The 20,042-nt window shown below is 69.9% G+C and carries 13 protein-coding genes and 1 pseudogene; 5 read left to right on the top strand and 9 right to left on the bottom strand.

Features of this window, described 5'->3' with window-relative positions:
* Positions 1-20 precede the first annotated feature (20 nt).
* The 4 genes from WME82_RS18215 to WME82_RS18200 form a co-directional block, all read right to left on the bottom strand.
* Positions 21-2,420 (bottom strand): type VI secretion system Vgr family protein, encoded by a 2,400-nt coding sequence (locus tag WME82_RS18215; RefSeq protein WP_438043863.1) that lies wholly within the window; start codon positions 2,418-2,420, stop codon positions 21-23.
* A gap of 149 nt (positions 2,421-2,569) precedes the next feature.
* On the bottom strand, positions 2,570-4,468 hold the full coding sequence (locus WME82_RS18210; RefSeq protein WP_438043862.1) for a DUF2169 family type VI secretion system accessory protein: 1,899 nt from the start codon (positions 4,466-4,468) through the stop codon (positions 2,570-2,572).
* A 500-nt stretch (positions 4,469-4,968) separates the two neighbouring features.
* Entirely contained in the window at positions 4,969-5,349 is a 381-nt protein-coding gene (locus tag WME82_RS18205) for a hypothetical protein (protein ID WP_438043861.1), read from the bottom strand.
* A 214-nt stretch (positions 5,350-5,563) separates the two neighbouring features.
* Positions 5,564-7,882, bottom strand: a complete 2,319-nt coding sequence (locus WME82_RS18200) for a nitric-oxide reductase large subunit (RefSeq protein ID WP_438043860.1) — start codon at positions 7,880-7,882, stop codon at positions 5,564-5,566.
* A 116-nt stretch (positions 7,883-7,998) separates the two neighbouring features.
* Here WME82_RS18200 and WME82_RS18195 point away from each other — a divergent pair, with 116 nt between their 5' ends.
* The 3 genes from WME82_RS18195 to WME82_RS18185 all read left to right on the top strand — a co-directional run bounded on the left by WME82_RS18195 (position 7,999) and on the right by WME82_RS18185 (position 10,779).
* Positions 7,999-8,739 (top strand): GAF domain-containing protein, encoded by a 741-nt coding sequence (locus tag WME82_RS18195; RefSeq protein WP_438043859.1) that lies wholly within the window; start codon positions 7,999-8,001, stop codon positions 8,737-8,739.
* A 109-nt stretch (positions 8,740-8,848) separates the two neighbouring features.
* Entirely contained in the window at positions 8,849-9,259 is a 411-nt protein-coding gene (locus WME82_RS18190; protein ID WP_437872618.1) for a VOC family protein, read from the top strand.
* Positions 9,260-9,468: 209 nt separating this feature from the next.
* The gene (locus WME82_RS18185) at positions 9,469-10,779 is read left to right on the top strand and encodes a PQQ-dependent sugar dehydrogenase (protein WP_438043858.1); all 1,311 of its coding nucleotides are present in this window, start codon (positions 9,469-9,471) and stop codon (positions 10,777-10,779) included.
* Positions 10,780-10,817: 38 nt separating this feature from the next.
* Here WME82_RS18185 and WME82_RS18180 read toward each other — a convergent pair whose 3' ends face one another.
* The 3 genes and pseudogenes from WME82_RS18180 to WME82_RS18170 all read right to left on the bottom strand — a co-directional run.
* Entirely contained in the window at positions 10,818-12,182 is a 1,365-nt protein-coding gene (locus WME82_RS18180) for an extracellular catalytic domain type 1 short-chain-length polyhydroxyalkanoate depolymerase (RefSeq protein ID WP_438043857.1), read from the bottom strand.
* Positions 12,183-12,411: 229 nt separating this feature from the next.
* Positions 12,412-13,476 (bottom strand): alpha/beta hydrolase family esterase, encoded by a 1,065-nt coding sequence (locus WME82_RS18175; RefSeq protein ID WP_438043856.1) that lies wholly within the window; start codon positions 13,474-13,476, stop codon positions 12,412-12,414.
* Positions 13,477-14,045: 569 nt separating this feature from the next.
* Positions 14,046-14,813, bottom strand: a pseudogene (locus WME82_RS18170) (glycoside hydrolase family protein); the annotation flags it as partial.
* Positions 14,814-14,829: 16 nt separating this feature from the next.
* Here WME82_RS18170 and WME82_RS18165 point away from each other — a divergent pair.
* Positions 14,830-15,129 carry a hypothetical protein gene (locus tag WME82_RS18165; protein ID WP_438045045.1) on the top strand — a complete coding sequence of 100 codons (300 nt, stop codon included), beginning with the start codon at positions 14,830-14,832 and terminating at the stop codon, positions 15,127-15,129.
* 37 nt (positions 15,130-15,166) lie between these two features.
* On the opposite strand, the gene WME82_RS18160 is transcribed toward WME82_RS18165, so the two are convergent.
* Complete coding sequence (locus WME82_RS18160; RefSeq protein WP_438043855.1) at positions 15,167-16,495, bottom strand: DUF2403 domain-containing lipoprotein; 1,329 nt, start codon at positions 16,493-16,495, stop codon at positions 15,167-15,169.
* Positions 16,496-17,081: 586 nt separating this feature from the next.
* Here WME82_RS18160 and WME82_RS18155 point away from each other — a divergent pair.
* The gene (locus WME82_RS18155) at positions 17,082-18,608 is read left to right on the top strand and encodes a hypothetical protein (protein ID WP_438043854.1); all 1,527 of its coding nucleotides are present in this window, start codon (positions 17,082-17,084) and stop codon (positions 18,606-18,608) included.
* Positions 18,609-18,767: 159 nt separating this feature from the next.
* Here the strand turns inward: WME82_RS18155 and WME82_RS18150 are convergent, their stop codons facing one another.
* Positions 18,768-20,039, bottom strand: coding sequence for a PEGA domain-containing protein (locus WME82_RS18150; RefSeq protein WP_438043853.1), 1,272 nt, complete (start codon positions 20,037-20,039; stop codon positions 18,768-18,770).
* Between the last annotated feature and the right edge of the window lie 3 nt (positions 20,040-20,042).

Genomic DNA, 20,042 nt, shown 5'->3' with positions numbered 1-20,042 from the left:
GTCCTCTGCTGGGCGCCGCGCTAATGGAACATGTGGATGAAGGATTGCCAGACCTGAGCCCCCGTCGAGGTCACCCTCGCAGCAGCATGCCTGGTGACCGTCACCGTTGAGCTACCCAACTCGACGCTCTTCTGCCAGACCTCGAGAAAGTTCTTGTTTACCACCAATCTTGCGTTCTTGACGTTGACGCCGAGGACCGCCTCCGCCTTCATCCCGGCGATGACATCCAGCTTCAACCCCACGACCAACTCCGTCCTTTGCGGGGCGACGACGTTCAGGGTGCCGTAGCCGTACGTGAAGTTGAACAGGCCACCTTGGGTCTTTTGAATTCTGAGGCCATTGATCTCGCGATAGTCGGACTTGGCCTTCGCTCTGAAGTGGTCTGCCTCGATAACGTAGTCGCCCTTCGCGATGTGCGAGACGTGGCCGCCCGGGATGTCGACCTTCCAGCCATCGTTGAACTTCTGGTCGTGAAGGCCGGTGGTCTCCTCGTACCGGCCGCCCGTCGTCACCTTCGTCTCGTGATGGCCCTCGTACCGCTCCGTGACCTTCCCGTGGACGGTCGTCTCCTCGGTGCCGTGCTCGGATTTGCGCAGGTTGGTGACCGTGGTGGTCTGGGTGTCCAGGTAGGTTTCCGTGACGGGCTTGGTGACCGTCTCGTTCTTCGCGTCCTTGTAAATCTCCGTGACGGCCTTCGTGACGGTCTCGTTCTTCGCGTCCTTGTACTCGAGGGTGACGAAGCCGGTGACGGTCTCTTTCAGGAAACCGCCGACCTCGGTCTCCATTTGATCGCCGACGTTATCTTTCCTCCAGGTGCCCGTCTGGATCTCGAGCGACTTGCCCGTCTTGATCAGGGCGGTACCGTCCGTCCTGGAGATGAAATTGTGGTGATCGTTGGGCGCGCCCATGCGCAGGATCGTGTTCTCGGTCGGTGTGCTGACGGTGATGCGCTGCGAGCCCGCCTGGTCCTCGAGCTCGATGCGGTTCCTGCCCCCGGTCTGGATGACGTTCCTCGTCCTGTTGGCCGAGGTGACGGGGCTCGGCGTGTGCGCGTTCGGGGCGACGCCGGCGATGACGGGGCGGTCCGGATCCCCGCCGAGGAAGGTGCACATCACCTCGGTTCCCTTGCGCAGGGGGAAATGGAACCCCTCGGTGCCGCCGCCGTGCGGCTGGAGCATGCGCACCCAGGTCGAGGCCTTGCCGCCCCGGAGGTCGCTCTCATCGAAGCTCAGCTTGACCGCGTAGCGACCGTGCTGGTCGATCTGGGCGTACTCGCTGTCCGCCGGGCCGTCGACGACGGCGTGCTCGGTCCCGTAGATACGAGGCCACGGCGTCCGCTGCGGCGCCCGGTACTGGACGGTCGAGGAGACGGCCTTGACCTCCATCCGGTACACATCGTCCCAGGTGAGCCCGATGATCTGCATCAGCTCGGGCGCCCAGCCCGTCTGGTTGCCCCAGTGCTCGACCTCTGTGGCCAGATAAACCGCATTGAACGCCGGCTTCGGATGCTCTTCGAGCTCGAACGTGTACCCGGGGCGCATGTGGAACGTCGCCCCGGTGCCGTGGTAGACGACCTGGCCCGCGAGCAGCTCCTGCGCCTTCACGGCCGCGAGGCGGCTGCCCTCGGCCGGCGTGAAGAAACGCGCGCCGTGGACGCTGATCTCGCCGAGCCCGTTCGCCGCGACGGGCGCCCTGCCGGAGATCTCGATCGCTGGATTGTTGTAATCATAGTCGCTCATGCGGACCCTGGACGGCATCGACGTGTGCCGGCACGTGAAGGTCCAGAGCACCTCTCCCTTGGCCCTGTGCTCGCTGAACTGCGGGAGATACCGGACCGCCTTCTGGCCGAGCGGGACGTGGACGCCCTTGTCGTCGGTGATGATGAGCGTCTCCCCGCCGTCTCCTTGCTCGAAGTAATAATAGAGCCCCTCGCGCTCCATCCACCGCGAGATGAAGTCGAAGTCGCTCTCGCCGTACTGGCACACGTGCTCCTGCGGCTTGTAGCTGCCGATCAGCCTGAGCTCGTACTCCGAGACCCCAGCGCCCGAGAGCACCGTCTTGATGATCTCGGGCACCGTCTGGTCGGTGAAGATCCGGCTATGCAGGGAGATGGTGAGCTTCCAGAGCTGCGGCACGAGCACAGCGCGGAAGACCGTGCGCTCGCCAAACGCGTGGATGAGCTCCAACGTCGCGAAGATGCCGTTCACGAGGAAGGGAGCCCCGCCGTCCGACGGGGAGAGGCGGAGCGTCGCCTTCGTGCCCACAGCGTCGGCGAGGTCGAGATCCTGGCCCACGTAGTTCGTCATCACGAGATAAATCTCGAAGACGTACGGTTTCGACAGCCCCTCTGTCCCTCGAAAGCCAATGACCCGCGTGGCGGCAGGGAGCGCGCTGGCGCTGACGGTGAACGCATCTTGCATGGTTGTAACTCCCCGTTATCGGTGCGCGTTGGCTCCTGGCGCCGGAAGGACGTCGACGATTGAGGCGATTCTTGCAAAGCAAAGCGATGATTGCATGTCACGACGGCGCGTCGCCATCGTGCGATCCGCACATCTGACATCGCGTCGCATCAGCCGGCCTGCGCCGCGGGGGCGTTGCTGTCCGCGGGCTGCCGCGGCGCTCCGCGCAGCGTCGCGATCTCGGCCTCGACGTGCGCTCTCAGGCGCGGATCGCCGGCGAGCCGCCTGGCCCATAGTCGCTTCATCTGCGCCCACACGGTGCGTCGAATGGCGAGCGGATCGAGCGCCGCGGCCGCGCCGTCGCGCTCGGTCGCGACGACCAGTCGCGCATAGTCGGTCGGACGCAAAACGCCGCGGATGGCCTCCCAGGCGGCGAGATAGGCTGCATCGAACCGATCGCGGAGCGGTCGCTCGCCGCGTCGGGCCTCCTCCGCCATCGCCTCTTGCCATCGCGCCTCGGCCTGCTCCCAGCGCTCATCGGAGAGGCCGTGCGCGCGGAGCACGTCGGCCCGGGGGACCGGCCGCTCCGCGAGCTCCGCCGCGATGATCGCGCACCGCTCGACGCTGACCTCGTCGCCCTCGCCGAGCGGCGGGAGCGGCCCCGGAACCTCGTCGCCCTCGCGTCGGAGCTCGCGCGGCGGAAGCGGCGGCGCGGCAGGAAACGGCGTCGCGGGCTGACCGGTGGCCCGCGCCTCATCCTCGCTCGACAGAAGCGTCGTGCTGGTGAAGATGGCAGGGATTTGATCTGCGACCGGCCCGAGCTCGCCCTGCTCCGCCGGCGCAGGGGCTGCGGGCCCGAAGGGGAGCGCCGGGGCGCGCATCGACGGCTCGTCCGGCTCCACGGGGAGCGCGAGCGTTTGAAAGAGGGACGCGGCGGACAGCGGAGGATCGACGATCTCGACGTCCTCTGCGGAGAGGCTGATCGGGAGATCCGGGGCGAGCCGCGCCTCGCCCGCCCCGTCGGGCGCGTCCTTAATCCGGGCGGTCTCCTGGGAGCCCAGGCGGAGGGAAGGCGGATGCGCCGGCTGCGCGCGCTCCTGCGCCTCGAGGCGCACGTCGGGCCATGCGATCTCCTCGCCTTCGATCTCGACGCCGGCCACGATCCGCACGGCCGCGAGGGCGTCCTCGCCGGAGACAGGGAAGACCCGGCGCCACACGACCGTGCAGCGCTGCTCGACGCCGTCGATGCGAAGCGTGTCGGCGTTGAGCTCGAGCAGCTCGCCGTCTGCCGCGGCGGAGGCGGCGAGCCCCCGGATCCGCGCCACCCCGCGCGCCCCGGGCAAGCGCATCTGAAGCCGTGGAGCCGCCGGATTCACGTGCTCGAGCACGATCCACTCATCGCCTTGCAGGAATGCGATCCGCTGGTCGGCGGGCGCCGCCTGGAAGTACGACCAGTCGAAGCCCGCGGGGATGTCGGCGTTCGGCCCCTCGAGCGCCTTGCGAGGCGTGCTGCCGAGCAGCCGACGGCGCACCGGCGCGGCGCGCGCGAGCGGCGCGAAGCCAGCGAGGCGTGCGGGATCCTGGGGGTCGAGGATGTTGGCCGGGCCATCCATCGGCTCCCCATCGAACGGATTTTCCCACCCGTTCGCGCCGCCAACCGCCCTCTCGTACACGAGGGGTATCTGCCGGAAAGGGCCCTTGTCGCGGACGAGGAGGCGCTTGTCGAGCACCCAGCCGCCGGCGCTGTAGATCGCGAGCCGCACCGGCAAGGACTGGACCTCGGTGCCGCGCGGCGCGTGCGCGTCTCCGGTGAAGACCACATCGGCGCGACCGAGGTAGGGCGCGAGGTCCCCGCTCCAGCGGATGCTCCGCGCCGGGTTCTTGCCATGGTGGACCTCGGCGCCGAGGATCTCCTGCGGATCGGTCCGCCACATCACCGCATCGATCGCAAAGGCGAAGCTCGCCTTGGCGACGACGGTGATGTAGTGCCGGCCCTGCGTGCGCCAGGCGATCGCGGCGGCCGCGGCGCCTTTCAGCGGCGTCACGGCGCCGCGCAGGAGCGCGCTCATGATCGTGCTCTCGGACGGCCGCTCCCGGCCATGGCTCGCCTCGGCACCATGAATCGCCTCCCACGTTGAGTACCCTCGCTTGCGTGAAGAGCGTGCGGCAATCTCGCAATCTATGTGTGACTTCAGCGCCCGCGCACGGCGCATCTCATCGTCGGCGGGTCGTGCCATGCGCTCCGCGGAGGCGGCCTTCCATGCCGACGGCTGGCGCGGGCGAAACCTGGCAGGATCGTGGAGGGCATCCGCTGAAAGCCTGGCATGTCGACGGCTTGTCACGCGGGCTGGATGTTCCAGCAGGTGACCCGGGGCACGCGGTCAGCCCTGCAGGCCGTGCATCATTCTCGTCAGGGGAAGGCGTGCCTCGATCCTCGGCCGCGCGAGCGGTCAGACGCGCGGCGCCCTGTCCACGCAGGCGACCGGCGGCATCGCCTCCAGCGCGGCGACGCCTTCCCCCGCAGCCTCATGCGCCTGGCGGGGATCGATAAGGAGGATCCCCACGCTCCTCACCATGACCAGGCGATCGGCGTCTTATCACGAACATAGCAGCCGTCGCCGTGATTGTAGCAGCGCGCGACCCAGTTCTGGCAGGCCCATAGGGCATCCTTGGGGGTATGGCCCCACCAGATCTTGACATGGCCGACGTCGACCCATTTGCCCCACCATTGCCAGCAGATCCATTCGCTTTGGGTCACCGCTTGCTGCGCGCTTCCAACCGCCTCCGCCGCGTCGGGGTCGATCGCGTCCGCTGACTCGGGATCAGCCGCGTCCGCCTGGGTCCCCAGCTCGTCATCGCCTTCGAGGGAAGCGTCGCCAACGCAGCCACCGAGCACCGCTGCGGCGCCGAGGAACGTCAACGGGAGGAAACTCTTGCTGAACAAGCTCATCTCTTTACTCTCCTGAGATTTTTTTTTACAGAAGGAGACCGCTCGCATCCCGGTCTCTCTCGCGCCTGATGGATGCTGCGGTGGCGAGCCATCCTTCACGCAATCGGGTGGGGCCGTCTCTTTTCTGAAGGGTGCGGCAGGCACTGCCGGTCGCCGCGCGGCGCTACGGCGAGCAGGCGCGCCAGCGGACTGCCGGGCGCTGGCGCGCGGGTGATCAGGCCGCCGGCGCGCCGCTCGCCGCCGGCGCGGCGATCCCTGCCGCCTCACCTTCGGGCGCGGGCTTCGCCGAGGCAGCGCCCGCCGGCCGGCGCGTGAAGAGCCCCGCGACGAACCCCACGAAGGCCAGGACGCCGACGATGAACAGGCTGTCTCCGACGAGCCGCATCCAGCGCAGCGCCTCGAGGACCGGCTGCTGCAGGAACTCCGCGCTCCGCGCATACCACAGCCCGCGCTCGACGCTGGCCCACGCCTGCGCCAGCCCGATCGGCAAGAGGCTCAGGAGGATCATGAGGCCGAGGCCGCCGTTCATCCCCCAGAACGCCACGCGGAGCCGCGCCTCGTTCCACACCGCGTCGGGGCGCAGGCGGCGGAGCATCACCAGCACGAGGCCGAGCGACAGGAGCCCGTAGACGCCGAAGAGGGCGGCGTGCGCGTGCACGGGGGTCGTGTTGAGGCCCTGCATGTAATAGAGGGCGATCGGCGGGTTGATGAGGAAGCCGAACACCCCAGCGCCCACGAAGTTCCAGAACGCGACGGCGACGAAGAACTGGATGGGCCATCGATAGGCCTGCATCCACGCGCTCCGGTGCTGCATCTGCCAGGTCTCGTGCGCCTCCATCCCCACGAGGACGAGCGGCACGACCTCCAGGGCGCTGAAGCTCGCGCCGACCGCCATCACCGAGACCGGCGTGCCGCTGAAGTAGAGGTGGTGGAACGTGCCGGGGATGCCCGAGACGAGGAAGATGCAGGTGGACAGGAGCGCGGCCCGCGCCGCGCTGTCGGGCCGCACGAGCCCGAACCGGGTGAACAGGAACGCGATGGCCGCGGTGGCGAACACCTCCATGAACCCCTCGACCCACAGGTGGACGACCCACCAGCGCCAGTACTCCATGACCGACAGGTGCGTCTTCGCGCCGTAGAACAGCCCCACGCCGTAGAACATCCCGATCGCCACCGTCGCGCCGGTGAAGAGCAGCACGATGTGCCGGCTCATGTCGCGCCGCGAGAGCGCGGGCCAGAGCGCGCGCAGCATCAGGAAGAGCCAGAGCGCGAGCCCGCCGAAGAGCGCTATCTGGAAGGCGCGGCCGAGGTCGACGTACTCGTACCCCTGGTGCCCGAACCAGAACGAGTGCTCGAGCGCGAAGCGCTGCTTGACCGACAGCCACTCTCCGGCGAGCGAGCCGAAGACCACGAGGACGAGCGCGCCGAAGAGGACGTTCACGCCGAGCCGCTGCCCCCTCGGCTCTCGCCCGCCCACCGCCGGCGCGAGGAACAGCCCCGCCGCGAGGAACGCGGTCGCGATCCAGAAGACGCCGAGCTGGACGTGCCAGGTGCGCGTCACCGCGTACGGCAGGTAGTCCGCGACCGGCAGGCCGAAGACCTCGTGTCCTTCCACCGTGTAGTGCGCGGTCAGGGCGCCGAGCGCGACCTGGAGCACGAGCAGCGCGACCACGACGACGCAGTACTTCCCGACGGCCCGCATCGACGGGGTGAGCACCCACCCCGAGAGCGGGTCGCGCGCCGGCGCAGCGACGGCCGGCTCCTCGGTGCGGCGGAACGCGTGGTACCAGACGAGCGCGCCGATCCCGGCGAGCAGCAGCACGACGCTCACGATCGACCAGATCACGTTGGCGGCCGTGGGGACGTTTCCGACGAGCGGCTCATGAGGCCAGTTGTTGGTGTAGCTGGCGCCGGTGCCAGGGCGCTCCGCGGCCGTGGCCCACGAGGTCCAGAAGAAGAACGCCGTCAGCTTGTCGCGCCGCCCGGCGTCGGGGACCGCGCCCGTGTGCAGCGCGTAGCTCTCGCGCAGGCCGGTGAGGCTCGGCTCGTCGCCGAAGAGCGCGCGGTAGTGCGCCGCGGTCTGCTCGATCGCCAGCGCTCGATCCTCGGAGACCGTGAGCGCGCCGGTCGCGGCGTCGTAGCCGTTGTGGCGCATCGTCCGCTGGAGCCGCGCCTTGAGCGCGGCCTGCGCCTCGTCCGGGAGCGCCGCGAACGCCGCGCCGTGCTCTCGCTGGCTCCAGAGCGCGAGCTGCGCCTCGGCCTCGCGATGGAGCCAGTCGGCCGACCAGTCCGGCGCCTGGTAAGCGCCGTGTCCCCAGACGCTGCCGACCTGCTGTCCGCCGATGCTCTGATAGACAAGCTGCCCGTCCAGGATATCGTCCTTCGTGAGCAGCACCCGGCCGGACGGCGTCTCGACCCGCTCCGGGATCGGCGGGGCCTTGCGGTACACCTCCCGACCCATGAAGCCGAGTATCAAGAAGCCAGCGGTGATGACGGCGGCGAGCGCCAGCCAGAGTCGTCGTAGGTTATGCATAGCGACCTCGTTGTTCGCGTGAGCCCCGGCGCGCCCGCGCCTCCGCGGCGCGACCTCGAGGGCTCCGGTCGTGACGCCCGGCCCTGAAGCAGCCGGCGTGCCGCTGCCGTGCGCCGGTGCCGCTCGCGGCGCACGGGCTCGCGCCGGAGGCGCTGGGGCGCACGTTTTGCACGAAGGCGCACCCTCGGCTCGACATCCTCTGCCACGCCGAGGCGCCCGTGCGCTTCGCGCCGGACACCGAGCTGCCGGATCCGTTCGACGGGCTGCTCGCGTCGGACGCGACCGCGCCGGCGCACGTGCACGCGTGCCTCGGCTGTCCGCTGCGGGTCGAGGGCACGCTCATCGGGCTCCTGACGGCCGACGCGCGCGACCCGCGCGCCTTCGAGGGGGTCGACGCGGCGACGCTCTCCTGGCTGGGCGCGCTGGCCGGCGCGGCGGTGCGCACGAGCCAGCGCATCGACGCGCTCGAGCACAGCGCCGAGCGGCTCGGCCTGGTCGCCGACGACCTCCGGCGGGCGGCGGAGCGGGAGCGGGGCGCGAGCCTGCTCGGGACGAGCCCGGCGATGGTCCTGCAGGCGTCGCGGGGCGTGCCCCGCGGGGCGCCCGTGGTCGTCAAGCCGGCCCACCTCGGGGTCGACGTCGCCGCGGCGCCGGAGCCCGCGCCGCGCGAGGACGACGCGGAGAAGGCGCCCGCCGCGGCGGCTGCGCCGCTGAACGAGCAGGTCGACGCGTTCCAGCGAGGGCTCATCGAGCGGGCCGTGGCGCAGCAGGACGGCAACTGGGCCGCCGCGGCGCGATCGCTCGGGATGCACCGCAGCAACCTGCACCACCTCGCGAAGCGGCTCGGGCTGCGCTGAGGCGAACGGGGACGGCGAAGCGCCGCCGTCGCGCCGGGGCCTCCGGGTGAGGTATCCTCGGCCGCACGCGCCGCTCCCCTACCCCGGCGCCGTCGCGGAGGCCCTCCCCATGTTCAAACGCATCGCGCACGTCTGTCTCAACGTGAGGGATCTGCAGCGCTCGGTCGACTTCTACGGCAAGCTCGGGTTCGCCACCAAGTTCAGCTTCACCCGCGAAGGCGCGCCGTTCGGCGCTTACCTCGAGATCGCCGACGGCAACTATATGGAGATGTTCGAGGACCGGAACCTCGGCGAGGTGGTCAATACCGGGATCGCCCACTTCTGCCTGGAGACCGACGACATGGACGCCGTGATGGCGACGCTGAAGAGCCGCGGCGTCCCGTTCACCGAGAAGAAGCTCGGCTGCGACAACACGTACCAGATCTGGCTGGCGGACCCCGACGGCAACAAGTTCGAGGTGCACCAGTACACGCCGGCCAGCACGCAGTACACCGGAGGGGTGATCGAGGCGGACTGGTAGGTAGCCGGCCACCGGGGCGGCAGCCGGGGTTGGATGGAGGGGCGCTCCCCCGTCTGCTCGTGGAGAGAGGCGAGGAGATCGGCGGGCTCATCGGTCCAGAGGAGCGGTGGAGCGGTGGAGCGGTGGACAGAGGAGCAGCCGAATGGCAACCCGAGTCCATGGACAACCGAATCTCAGGTCGCGCGTGGGCCCGGCGTGGGGCGGCTCAGGTGCTCTTGGTCGGCGCCGGCGCGGGCGCGCTGGCCTCCTGCTCGCCCAAGCGCGCCGAGGTCACACCGCAGCCAGCGCCCACCGACAGGATCCTCACCGGCGCCGACGCGCTGGGCGACTGGACAACGGACGCGCCGGGCGTGAAGCGCAAGATCACCGTCGCCGACCTCCCCGCGCCCAACGAGGGCGAGTCGGTGACCAACAGCCCGAGCAAGGCAGATCGTCCAGCCGGTGCGTTCCCCAAAGTCCCGTCGGGATTCACCGTCACCGAGCTCGCCACGGGTCTGGAGAAGCCGCGCGTCGTGCAGGTGGCGCCGAACGGCGACGTGTTCGTGGCCGAGAGCGCGGCGGACCGGGTGCAGGTGCTCCGGGACACGGACGGCGACGGCAAGGCCGACGTCCGCAGCGTCTACGCCGAGGACCTGAACCGCCCCTTCGGCATCGCCTTCTATCCGAGCGGGACCGAGGCGCCGACGCACGTCTACATCGCGAACACCGACAGCGTGGTGCGGTTCCCTTACAAGGCGGGCGACACCAGGGCCAGCGGCCCGGCCGAGGCGCTGGTCACCAACATCCCCTCGGGCAAGGAGGCGGTGGGCGGCGGCGGCCACTGGACCCGCGATATCGCCTTCAGCAGGGACAACCAGCGAATGTTCGTGTCCGTGGGCTCCCGCTCCAACGTCGATGACGACGACGACGAGATCCGCCGCGCGTGCATCCTGGCCTTCACGCCCGACGGCAAGAACGAGGCGCTCCATGCGTCAGGCATCCGCAACCCGGTCGGCCTGGCCATCGAGCCGGCGACGGGCGCGCTCTGGACCAGCGTGAACGAGCGCGACGAGCTGGGCGACAATCTGGTCCCCGACTACGTGACGCGCGTGCAAGAGGGCGGCTTCTACGGCTGGCCCTGGTACTACCTCGGCGGGCATCAAGATCCGCGGCACGAGGGCAAGCGCCCCGAGCTCCGGGACAAGGTCGTCGTGCCGGACGTGCTGATCCAGTCGCACTCGGCCTCCCTCGACCTCTGCTTCTACACGGGCCAGCAGTTCCCGGCCGACTACCAGGGACACATCTTCGCGGCGGAGCACGGCTCGTGGAACCGCTCGCGGCGCACCGGATACAAGGTGATCCGCATCCCGGTCAAGGACGGCAAGGCGGCGGGATATTACGAAGACTTCATGACCGGCTTCGTCACGAGCACCGGCGACGTGTGGGGTCGTCCGGTCGGCGTCGCCGTGGCCAAGGACGGCGCGCTGCTGGTGACCGACGACCAGAGCAACACCGTGTGGCGGGTGGCCTACGGCAAGTGAGACCACGATGCGGCGCGGCCGGGGGTCTTCCAGCGCGCTCAGCGCGGGCGGCGCTTCGGGCGACCGAGCAGCAACCCCAGCGCCGCGAGGAGGAAGCCCGCCTGAGCGCCGGAGTCGCTCGCGTCGTTGCCCACGGCGCAGCTGCAGCCGGAGCTGGAGCTTTCTCCTCCTGTCGAGTCGCCGGTTCCCGAGCTGGCGTCCTGTCCGTTCGCCCCCCCGGACGCGGTGTCCATCGCGCCGCCGCTGCCCGGGCTGCCGCCTGAGCCACTTACCATGACCCCGCCCGCGCCTCCGGCTCCGGGCTCGCCCCCCGCGCCTCCGGCTCCGGGCTCGCCCCCCGCGCCTCCGGCTCCGGGCTCGCCCCCCGCGCCTCCGGCTCCGGCCGCGCCACCTGCGCCTCCGGTGTCGCTGCCGCCGGGGACAGCGCCGGGACAAGCTGCCGTCTCTGGATCCTGACCACCGGCCGTATCGAGGCCGAAATAAGCGGCGACGGCGGGCCCGTCGAACGGCACAGCGTGCCCGACGCCGTCCATCGAAAAGGCCTCATAGACCGTGTAGCCGCAGGAGCTCTTCCAGGACTGGCGCGTGGTTCCGCGCTTTGGCGTGTCGGTCCCATCCGGGGTTTCGCTCAACCCCAGGAGGTTCGTCCACTCTTTGACGTCTTCAGCCATGTTCTTGTAGCTGAGGATCGTGTCGGCGGTGCCATGCCAATGCTGCAGGCGCGGGCGATGGCCGGTGTAGCCGGGATAGTACGAACGAACGAGGTCTCCCCACTGCTGCCCGGTCTTCGTGACGTTGCCGCCCCCGCAGGGCCCGCTCCACTGGGCCGAGCTCCCCGTCCCGGTGACGTCGTTGTAGCCCTCGGCCCAGCAGCCACACGGAACGCCCATGAGCGACACGCCGGCCATGAACACGTCGGGGTACACGCCGAGCAGCGCCTCGGTCATGATGCCGCCCGATGACCCGCCGACCGAGTACACGCGGCCCGCATCGCCGCTGTACTTCGCGAGCGTGTATTTCACCATCTGGACGATGGCCCCCGTGTCGCCGCCGCCGCCGTGGGCGAGCGATCTCGTCGATCCCGCGTCCCAGCAGTTCTGTCCGGTCGCCTCCGGGAAGATCATGATGAAGCCGCTGGTGTTCGCTATGGAAACCAGGCTCGACATCTCGCTGAACGTCCCCTGGCCATTTCCCTGACAATGATGGGGAGCGACGACGATGGGCGGTTTGGTCGCCAGCTTGTCAGGCACGTAAATGTACATGTTGACATAGCTGGGCAGGCCGTCCGCACCCCATTCGCTCTGGTTGACTTTTTGTAGCGATGCCCCGCGCGCAGGCAGAGCAACGAGCAGCGCCAACGAGAGCGACGCGAGCCCGAGGACGTGACTTTTGAATTGGTCCATCGAACAGAGACTCCATGTCAACGACAACCTGGCACGCGAGCCAGCACCGCTTTGTTTCGCGCACTCTGGAGCGACAAAGTGGTTGAAACCCTGAGAAAAAGCAGAGATTTCACAGGGAGACGGGGAGGCGGGGAGCGAGAGACGGCGAGAAGGAGAGATTCTTTCTGTCTTCCTCCCCGCCTCCTCGCCTCCCTGTGAAATTTCTCCGGATTTCAACACGATTGGTGTTCTAGAACTGACTCAGGAACGTCCATACTTCCTGGGGCATCCATGACATCTGCTGCCCGCCGTCGTTCGGCGACGGAGTATGACCACCGTCGTAGTCACACCAGCGGGTGGGGTGCCCCGTGGAGCAGCCCTTGTAGTCCGAGCAGGCGTGGCCACCTCTGGGCGCCTTGGCCAGGGCCTCCACCATGCATCCATTTTGCTTGGCGAAGAAATCGCTGTTGGAGGTTTGTCCGGCTCCGCCGCTCTCCTGCTGACCCAGCGAAGACATGAAGGCGACCGGCTGACAGCTCGCCGGCCGGGGGAGACCGCCGCCGGAGTGGACCACCGCGGCGCGGTAAACGTCCGGACGCGCGCAGGCCAGCGTCCACGCCATGGCCCCCCCCTGGCTGAAGCCTTCGAGCTCGATGCGCGAGGTGTCGATGCAGAGATCGCCGGTGACCTGCTCGAGGATGTCGTCGACGAAGGTCACATCGTCGTCGGCTGACCAGAACCCGCCGACAGCGTCGGGCGCGATGAAGATGGTGCTCCCTTCGGAGAGCGACCAGAGCCCGAAATACGAGGGCGCGACTTGGCCGCTGTTGCCCGTGGCCCCGTGGAAGGAGAGAATGAGCCGGTACGGGTGGCCGTTGTCGTAGTCGTCGGGGACGTGCAGGGTGTACTTGCGGCTCTTCCCGCCGCTCTGCACGGTGCCGGCGCCGTTCTGAAGCGTGCGCATCTTGCCGCAGCCCGCGGACTTCACCGCGTCACCGCCGCCTCCGCCCCCGCCCCCGCCGGCCTCACCTGTCCCGGCGCCGCCCGCGCCGCCCGTTCCACCCGAGCCCGCTCCACCGGCGCCGGCGGTCGCTCCGCCGCTACTGGCTGCTTCGCCGCTGCTCGTGCCGCCGGAGGTGCTGCCCGACCCAGCGGTTACGCCGGTCGACGCCCCGCTGGCGGCCGACACGCTCGAGCTGCTCGCGCCCGCAGCTTGTGCCGCGTCGCCGCTCTCTTCGCTGCACGCCAGCATCGCGACGCTCGAGAGCAAACAGAAGACATGGAAGCGACTGACGGCCTTCTTTTCGTAGTGCACGATGCCCCTCTGGTTGCGTTATGTCTGCGCGAAGCGCTCACTCGATGCCGACGACGGCGAACGGCGAGACTGGCGGACAGGTGGTTGCCAGATGTTCCACGCCTGGAGTGCGCCCTGATGTCACCCCAGCCGAGCCCAGCTGCTGCTCCTCCTTTCCCCCGGCATGCGCCTCGTCCGGAGCCACGGCGCGACCGTCAAGGTGAACGCACAGAAGGACGCAAGACCCGGTGCGCATGGCGGCCCATCCAGGGGAAGGCAAAAGAAGTTTCGGAGCGCCGAATGTGAACGCTCACATGTTCGGCGTCAATCACAAACTGGCGCGGCGAGCGTCGACGATCGTCGGCGAGCGCGAGACCCGCGCCCGGCGGGGAACGGAGCTGGTGGCGCGGCATGACCGCGCCTTCGAGCCTCACGCTCGCGTCTCCGCCCCCATTCGCACCGACGCGTTGCGGCGCGGGCCTGCCGCGCCGACGCCGCCCGAGGGGCGAGCGGCGGCGAGTCCCGGGCGCCGCGGCGCGGTGGCCACGGCGGGAGAGCGCGCAGGCGGCCGGCCGCCCGCCGCGTCACGCTCACTCCGTCGAGGCTCCGCACGCGTGCTGCGGCGCGCTGACGTAGGCCTGACCGAGCTCGTTGAGCTCGCCGTCGTCGCCGAGCAAGCTCGCGTGCCGGACGTTGTCGGCGCGGCCCGAGAACCACGCGTACTTCGCGATCCGGGGCTCGTTCTCGAGGTACGCCAGCGCGTCGACAAGGAACTCCTTCTGCTCGGCGAGGGAGCCCGCGCTGTCGCAGGCGAACTCCGTGAGCCAGAGGGGCTTGTCGAACCGTGACTTGTACGTCTCGACGTGGTTGATGAGCCACTGGGCCTGGTTGTCGCCTTCTCCCTTGCAGCCGGTGTAGATGTGGATGCCGATGTAATCGACCCGGCACCCGCCGCACGCGGCGAAGAAGTCGTCCAGGTACTTGAATGGATCGGTCTCCTGGCAATCGCCGCCGCAGAAGTTCACGGCCGGCGACACGAGCGCGAGGCCGCGCGCGTCGGCCACCGCCTCGACGTGCGGCCAGAGCGCCGCGGCTTCGGCCGCGGAAAGGTCGGCCTGCGCCCCGAAGTTCGGCTCGTTGAACCCCAGCAGGAACCTCGCCCCCTCGGGGATCTCGGAGGCGATTCGGCCGGCGGCGGCGCTGTCGAGGTTGCCCCCGCCCCACACCATCGGTACGTACTCGACGCCGAGCGTCCTGTAATGGTCGGGCCGGACCCCCTCGTCCGGCACATGAGTCCAGTTGTACCACCAGGACACAGCCGGGGAGAGGACATCCATGTCCGCCTTCGAGTGATAGCCATACGCGAGGCCGCGCTTGCAGCCCGCCGGCGCAGGGCCGCCGCTGCCGCTCGAGCTTGCTGCGCCGCTGCCGCTCGAGCTTGCTGCGCCGCCGCTGCTCGCGCTGCCCGCGCCGCTCGAGCTTGCTGCGCCGTTGCTGCTCCCGCTACCTGCGCCGCCGCCGCTCGAGCTTGCTGCGCCGCTGCTGCTCGCGCTACCTGCGCCGGCGCCGCTCGACCCCGACGACGCCTGTGCCTCGTCGTCGCTGCCAGAGCACGCCGGCACGCCGGCGAAGGACGCGATCGCGGCGATGAAGACCCACCGCACCGGAAGCTGACGGAGATTGTGCATCGTGTTCCTCGGTTTCATGGGGCTCATTCGGGCAGGCGCATCGAGAGCATGGCGTCGATCGAGCCGCGCGAGAGCCCGCCCGGCAGATCGGGGAGCATCTCGGCCGCGGCGGAGGGGATCCTCTCGGGGTGGATGACCGCGACCTGGATCGTGCGCTGCGCCTCATCGAGCAGGATCATGAAGTAGCGATCGCCGCTGGGCCGGCGCCACGTGGGGCAGCCGTCCGAGGGCCCGCCGGCCTCGATGACGGGCCCCTTGTCGTAGGCCTTTTGCGCGCACGCATCCACCACCTCGACATCCTCGGCGAACTCGTCACGATCACAGCCGGTCCCGCAGACGCTGCCGCCGATGTGCCCCTCCTGGTACGAGCGGACACCGGTGCTCATGAACTCGCGGTTGCTGTACTCGTTGTTGTCCATCACGACCTCGAACACGTTGATCTCGCCGCAGCCGTCGCCGACGGTGCCCGTCTTCGAGTAGCAGTTGCAGAGCCCGTTCCACTTGCGGCCGCCGTCGCGAATGAGCTCGGACGCGACGAACGCGACCCACGGGCCGGGGTGGCCCTGCCCATCACCGTCGCATTTCTCGACGCCCGCGTCGTCGAACGTCATCGACGCCAGGAAGACAACGAGCTTCGAGCCCGCCCAGCCGAGGTGCATGATGCCCGGATCGTCGGGACAGTAATAATCCTTGCCGTCGCCGCACGCGAAGGGCTTGTCCTGCGTGAAGTACGTGACGCAGTCCTTCTTCGTGAGGTCGCCCGTGAAGTCGGCGGAGGTGTTCTGCCCTTCCGTGACGAGCAGATTGGAGCCCGCGCCGACCTTCGCGTCCCACGACGAGACCATCTGCCATGCGGCAGGGTCGCTGCCAGGCTGATAGACGGCGAGCTGCTTCACGCGGATCGCCTTCATGATGAGGGTCATCTCTTCATCGAACGGGGCGAGCTCGTCGCTCGTCGTGTGATGCTCCGTCATGCAGCAGTGCCCGCCCCAGGTGTCGTCGCCGTCCTTGTAGTCGCACGCCGGGTCGCCCGGCTCGCGGTCGATGCGGCGGGGCCACCAGCCGGTCGCGCCGATGTTCGTGAACGTCATCGTCCCGCCGCGCGTCGGCGTGCTCGTCTCAGGGACGTGGGGGCCGAGACCTCCGCCCGCGCCCGTGGTGCTGGCGGACGGGCCTGCGCCGGCGCCCGCCGTGCTGGCGGACGAGCCTGCGCCGGCGCCTGCCGTGCCGGTGGACGGACCGCCGCTCGCCTGGCCCCCCTGGCCGCCCTGGCCGCCGACATCGCCTCCGTCACCGCAGGCGCACGCGAGGAAGACGAGAGCCGCCTGCACGATCGACGAGGAGCGCTTCATGCCCGTGACTGTCTCCGGGGCGCGCGCGTTCCGTGATGGAAAACAGAGGGGTCGGCGCGGATAGGTGATCGAGAGGCCCACATGGGCGCCGCTCGGGCCCGACCCGAGCAGATCGAGCGCGGTCGAGCCACGACCCATCCCGGAGCGAGGTCGCTCGAGCAGACATCCGCAGGGGCTTCGACCTCGCGTCCGTGCTCCCCGAGAGCCCGCCTGACGCTGCGTGGCGCCCTGGTGCGCCTCGACGCCGACTCGCACGCTCGCACGCAGGGTTCATGAAAGAGAGATCGGCTCCAATCGCCTCTCGCAAACCGGACCGACGGGCGGCGGAGACAGCAAAGTCGACTCCGAACATCTCCCTCGAGAGGGTCCATCCGCTCCACCCTGCCCCGTCAATGCGGCTCGGCCGGCGAGGCCCATCGCACCGGGCTCATCGGTAGAGCTGATTCGAGGACATGCGATCGTCGGACTTTTTACCTGCTAGAGTGCGCGCGGGAATATCGGTCTCGCGATCCACCCGGCTCGGGCAGCAGGGGGAAGTGAGGACGGAATTCTTGTGCCGTGAATTTTCTTGCTGAGCAGGAGGCCTATGAACCAGCATGTCCGATGCGCCCTTTCGGCGTTGCTTGCGGCGGTGTCGGTGAGCGTGGCAGTGCCGGTCCGGGCGGAGGTGACCATCTCGGAGGATGTATCGCCCGCAAGCCCGTCGGACCCGTGGGACCTCGGGGAGAGCCCTCTGCTGGTCGGCGGCACGATACCGGGCACGCCCCGCTCGGGGAGCGTGCGCGTCTCCAACAGGGGAAGGGTGCTCAGCCCCGGCGCCATCATCGGCGGGCCTTACGAGGGCTCCGGTTCCGTCGAGGTGGTCGGGTACGGATCGCGGTGGACCAACAATGGCTCTCTCGCGATCGGCGCAGGCCACTTCGCCTGGGGCTCGCTCATCGTACGGACCGGCGCCACGGTGATCACCGACGACCTCCTGGTCAGCGGGCCGTACTTCCACGCCCACGGCGACGTGCTCGTCGAGGGGTACGACGCGACCCTGACGAGCCGAACCAACGCCTACATCGGTGACCTGTGGGGCGGCAGGATCGAGATCCGAAAAGGAGCGAGCTTCTTCTCGCACAACGTCTATTTCGGTGCCAACGCCCCGGAGGACCCTTTCCGCCCGATCGAGGCGTTCGTCACAGGCTCCGCGACGAGGTGGGTGAGCACGGGGGAGTTCGTCGTCGGCGCGGGCAGGGCCGCGCAGCTGTCCATTTACCGGGGCGAGCTCTCCACCGTGGACGCGCAGGTCCTCGGCAACGAGCTCGAGAACAGCGTTGTCAGCGTGAGCGGCTGGGGCGGCACCTGGACGAACGCGGGGCTGCTGTCGGTGGGGGGAGACGATGGAATCGGCGGGATCGCCCTCGGAGCGCTGGGGACCCTGGCCACGGAGGAGGCCGAGATCCGCTCGCGAGGCGGCGCGGCGTACATCCACGTGACCGACGTCTATGCATCGTGGATCAACGGCGGTGACGTCACGATCCTCGCGTCCACCGACTCGTCGGTCTATCCGGCGCTGCACATCGACGGGGGAGGATCCGTCCGCATCGGCGGCCTCCTCCGGCTCGCGCCGCTGCCCGGCGCTCCCGGCGGCCCGAGGTGGGCGGTGCGGCTCGCGGACGGCGAGCTCATTGCGGGAGAGATCGAGGTCCAGGCCAGCGACGTCATCGATTTCTACCGGGGGCGCCTCGAGACCAGCAGCTTCACGGGCGATCTCGCGAACCCCGCGCTCGGCACGCTGGTCGTGGGCGAGGTGTACCCCTCGACGAGCGTCGCCGGGAGCTACAGCCAGGGCTTGTTCGCGGCGCTGAGCGTGACCGTCGCCGGGCCGAGCGCCGCGCCGCTCCTGTTCGTGGACGGGGACGTGACCCTCGACGGGGCCCTGGAGATCCACGTGGAGGACGAGGCCATGCCCTTCCAGGCCGGCGACACCGTCGCCGTGCTCGGCTGGAGCGGCGCCCTCCTGGGGACGTTCTCCGAGGTGAGCATCGATGTGCCGCTCGCCCCCGGGCTCGCCTGGGACACCTCGGCGCTGTACACGACCGGCGAGGTCGTCGTCGTGCCTGGTTGATCGCGGCCCGGGCCCGCCGCGGGGACGACCTGCGGCGAGACCGAGATGAGCCGCCAAGGCGCCGAGGACGCCAGGAGCAGAGCGAGTTCTTGGCGTCCTTGGCGCGCTCGGCGGTTCGAATTCCTGCTCTTTTCCGGGGGTTTTAACCCGCTTGTCGATCTAGAAGCGCCCTCGAACACCCGCCGAAAACACGCCCACCGTGAACTCCGCGTTCACCCCGGGATCCTTCGGCGGCGGCGCGGCGGGCGGGGCGACGCCAAGGCCCTTTGGCTCGTCGAACGCAAAGAGCCCGAACCCCACGGCGGCGGCGAGCAACGACACCCCGCCGGCGACGGCCGCCGCCGCGCCGAGACCGCCGCGCGCGTCGACCGCGGCGTTGTAGCGATCCCGCTCCGACGGCGTGAGCGAGCCCGCGTCCTTCCTGTCCCGCAGCTCGACCGCCTCGCTCTGGCTCGCGAGGGCGAGGCCCCCGAGCACGCCGGTCGCGACGGCGCCCGCCGCGCCGACGCCGAGCACCGTCCACGCGGCGACGCGGCGGGACGTCATGCGCAGGTTGGCGTCGAGCCCCACGGCCTGCTCGCGCGTCACGCGGAGCTCCCGCCGGAAGAGCTCGTATCCGGGCAGCGAGACCTCGACCCCATGAACCCCCGGCTCGATCGCGATCGCGCCCGCCGTCGGCACCGTCCCCCTCACCTGCCCGTCCACCGCGATGCGCGCGCCGCCCGTGCCCGTCACCCGCAGCTGCGCCGGCTTCACGCGCAGCACGACGTGCCGCGGCATCAGCTCACCGGCGACCGCGACGACCGTGAGCTCTTCCTCGTCGTGCCCCGCCGCCTGCACCCGCACGCGGTGCGGGCCAGGAGCGACCGGCGCCACGAGCGGCGCCGCGACGAACGGCTGGCCATCCACCGACACACGGGCCCCCTCGGCCGGCGACGACAGCAGGAGCCGCGTCCCGCCCGCCGCCGGCCTCGCGGCCGCCGCGGTGCCGCCGCCCGGCGCCGTCGCGCCCTCGCCGCCCGCCGCCTCCGCGCCCTCGCCGGGGAGCCGCGCCTCCAGCGGCACGAGCGATCCAAGGGCCGTCACCGCCTCCTCGCGGCGCGTCGCCTTCGGATCCTGCCGCAGGTACTCGCGGTAGAGGGCGATCGCGCGGCGCAGCGCGTCCGGCGACGGCTCCGTGAGGTGCTGCCGCCGGAACGCTTGCGCCGCCGAGAACAGGAGCGACGGGCTCGGCACGCGCTCGTGCGCCTCCAGGAACGCCTCCGCGGCGACCTGGTACTGGCCCGCCTCGTAGGCCTGCGCGCCGGCGTTGAAGTAGCTCTCCGCCTGCGCCACCTGCTCGGGCGTCGGGCGCGCGTCCGCCTGGGCCGCGGCGGGCGCCGCGGCGAGGCTCAGCGAGGCCCAGGCGAGCAACGGACCGAAGAGACGCACCGC

It is taken from the genome of Sorangium sp. So ce128 (genome assembly GCF_051525245.1).
Classification (GTDB): Bacteria; Myxococcota_A; Polyangia; order Polyangiales; family Polyangiaceae; genus Sorangium; species Sorangium cellulosum_B.
This window is presented reverse-complemented; position numbering and strand designations above follow the sequence as displayed.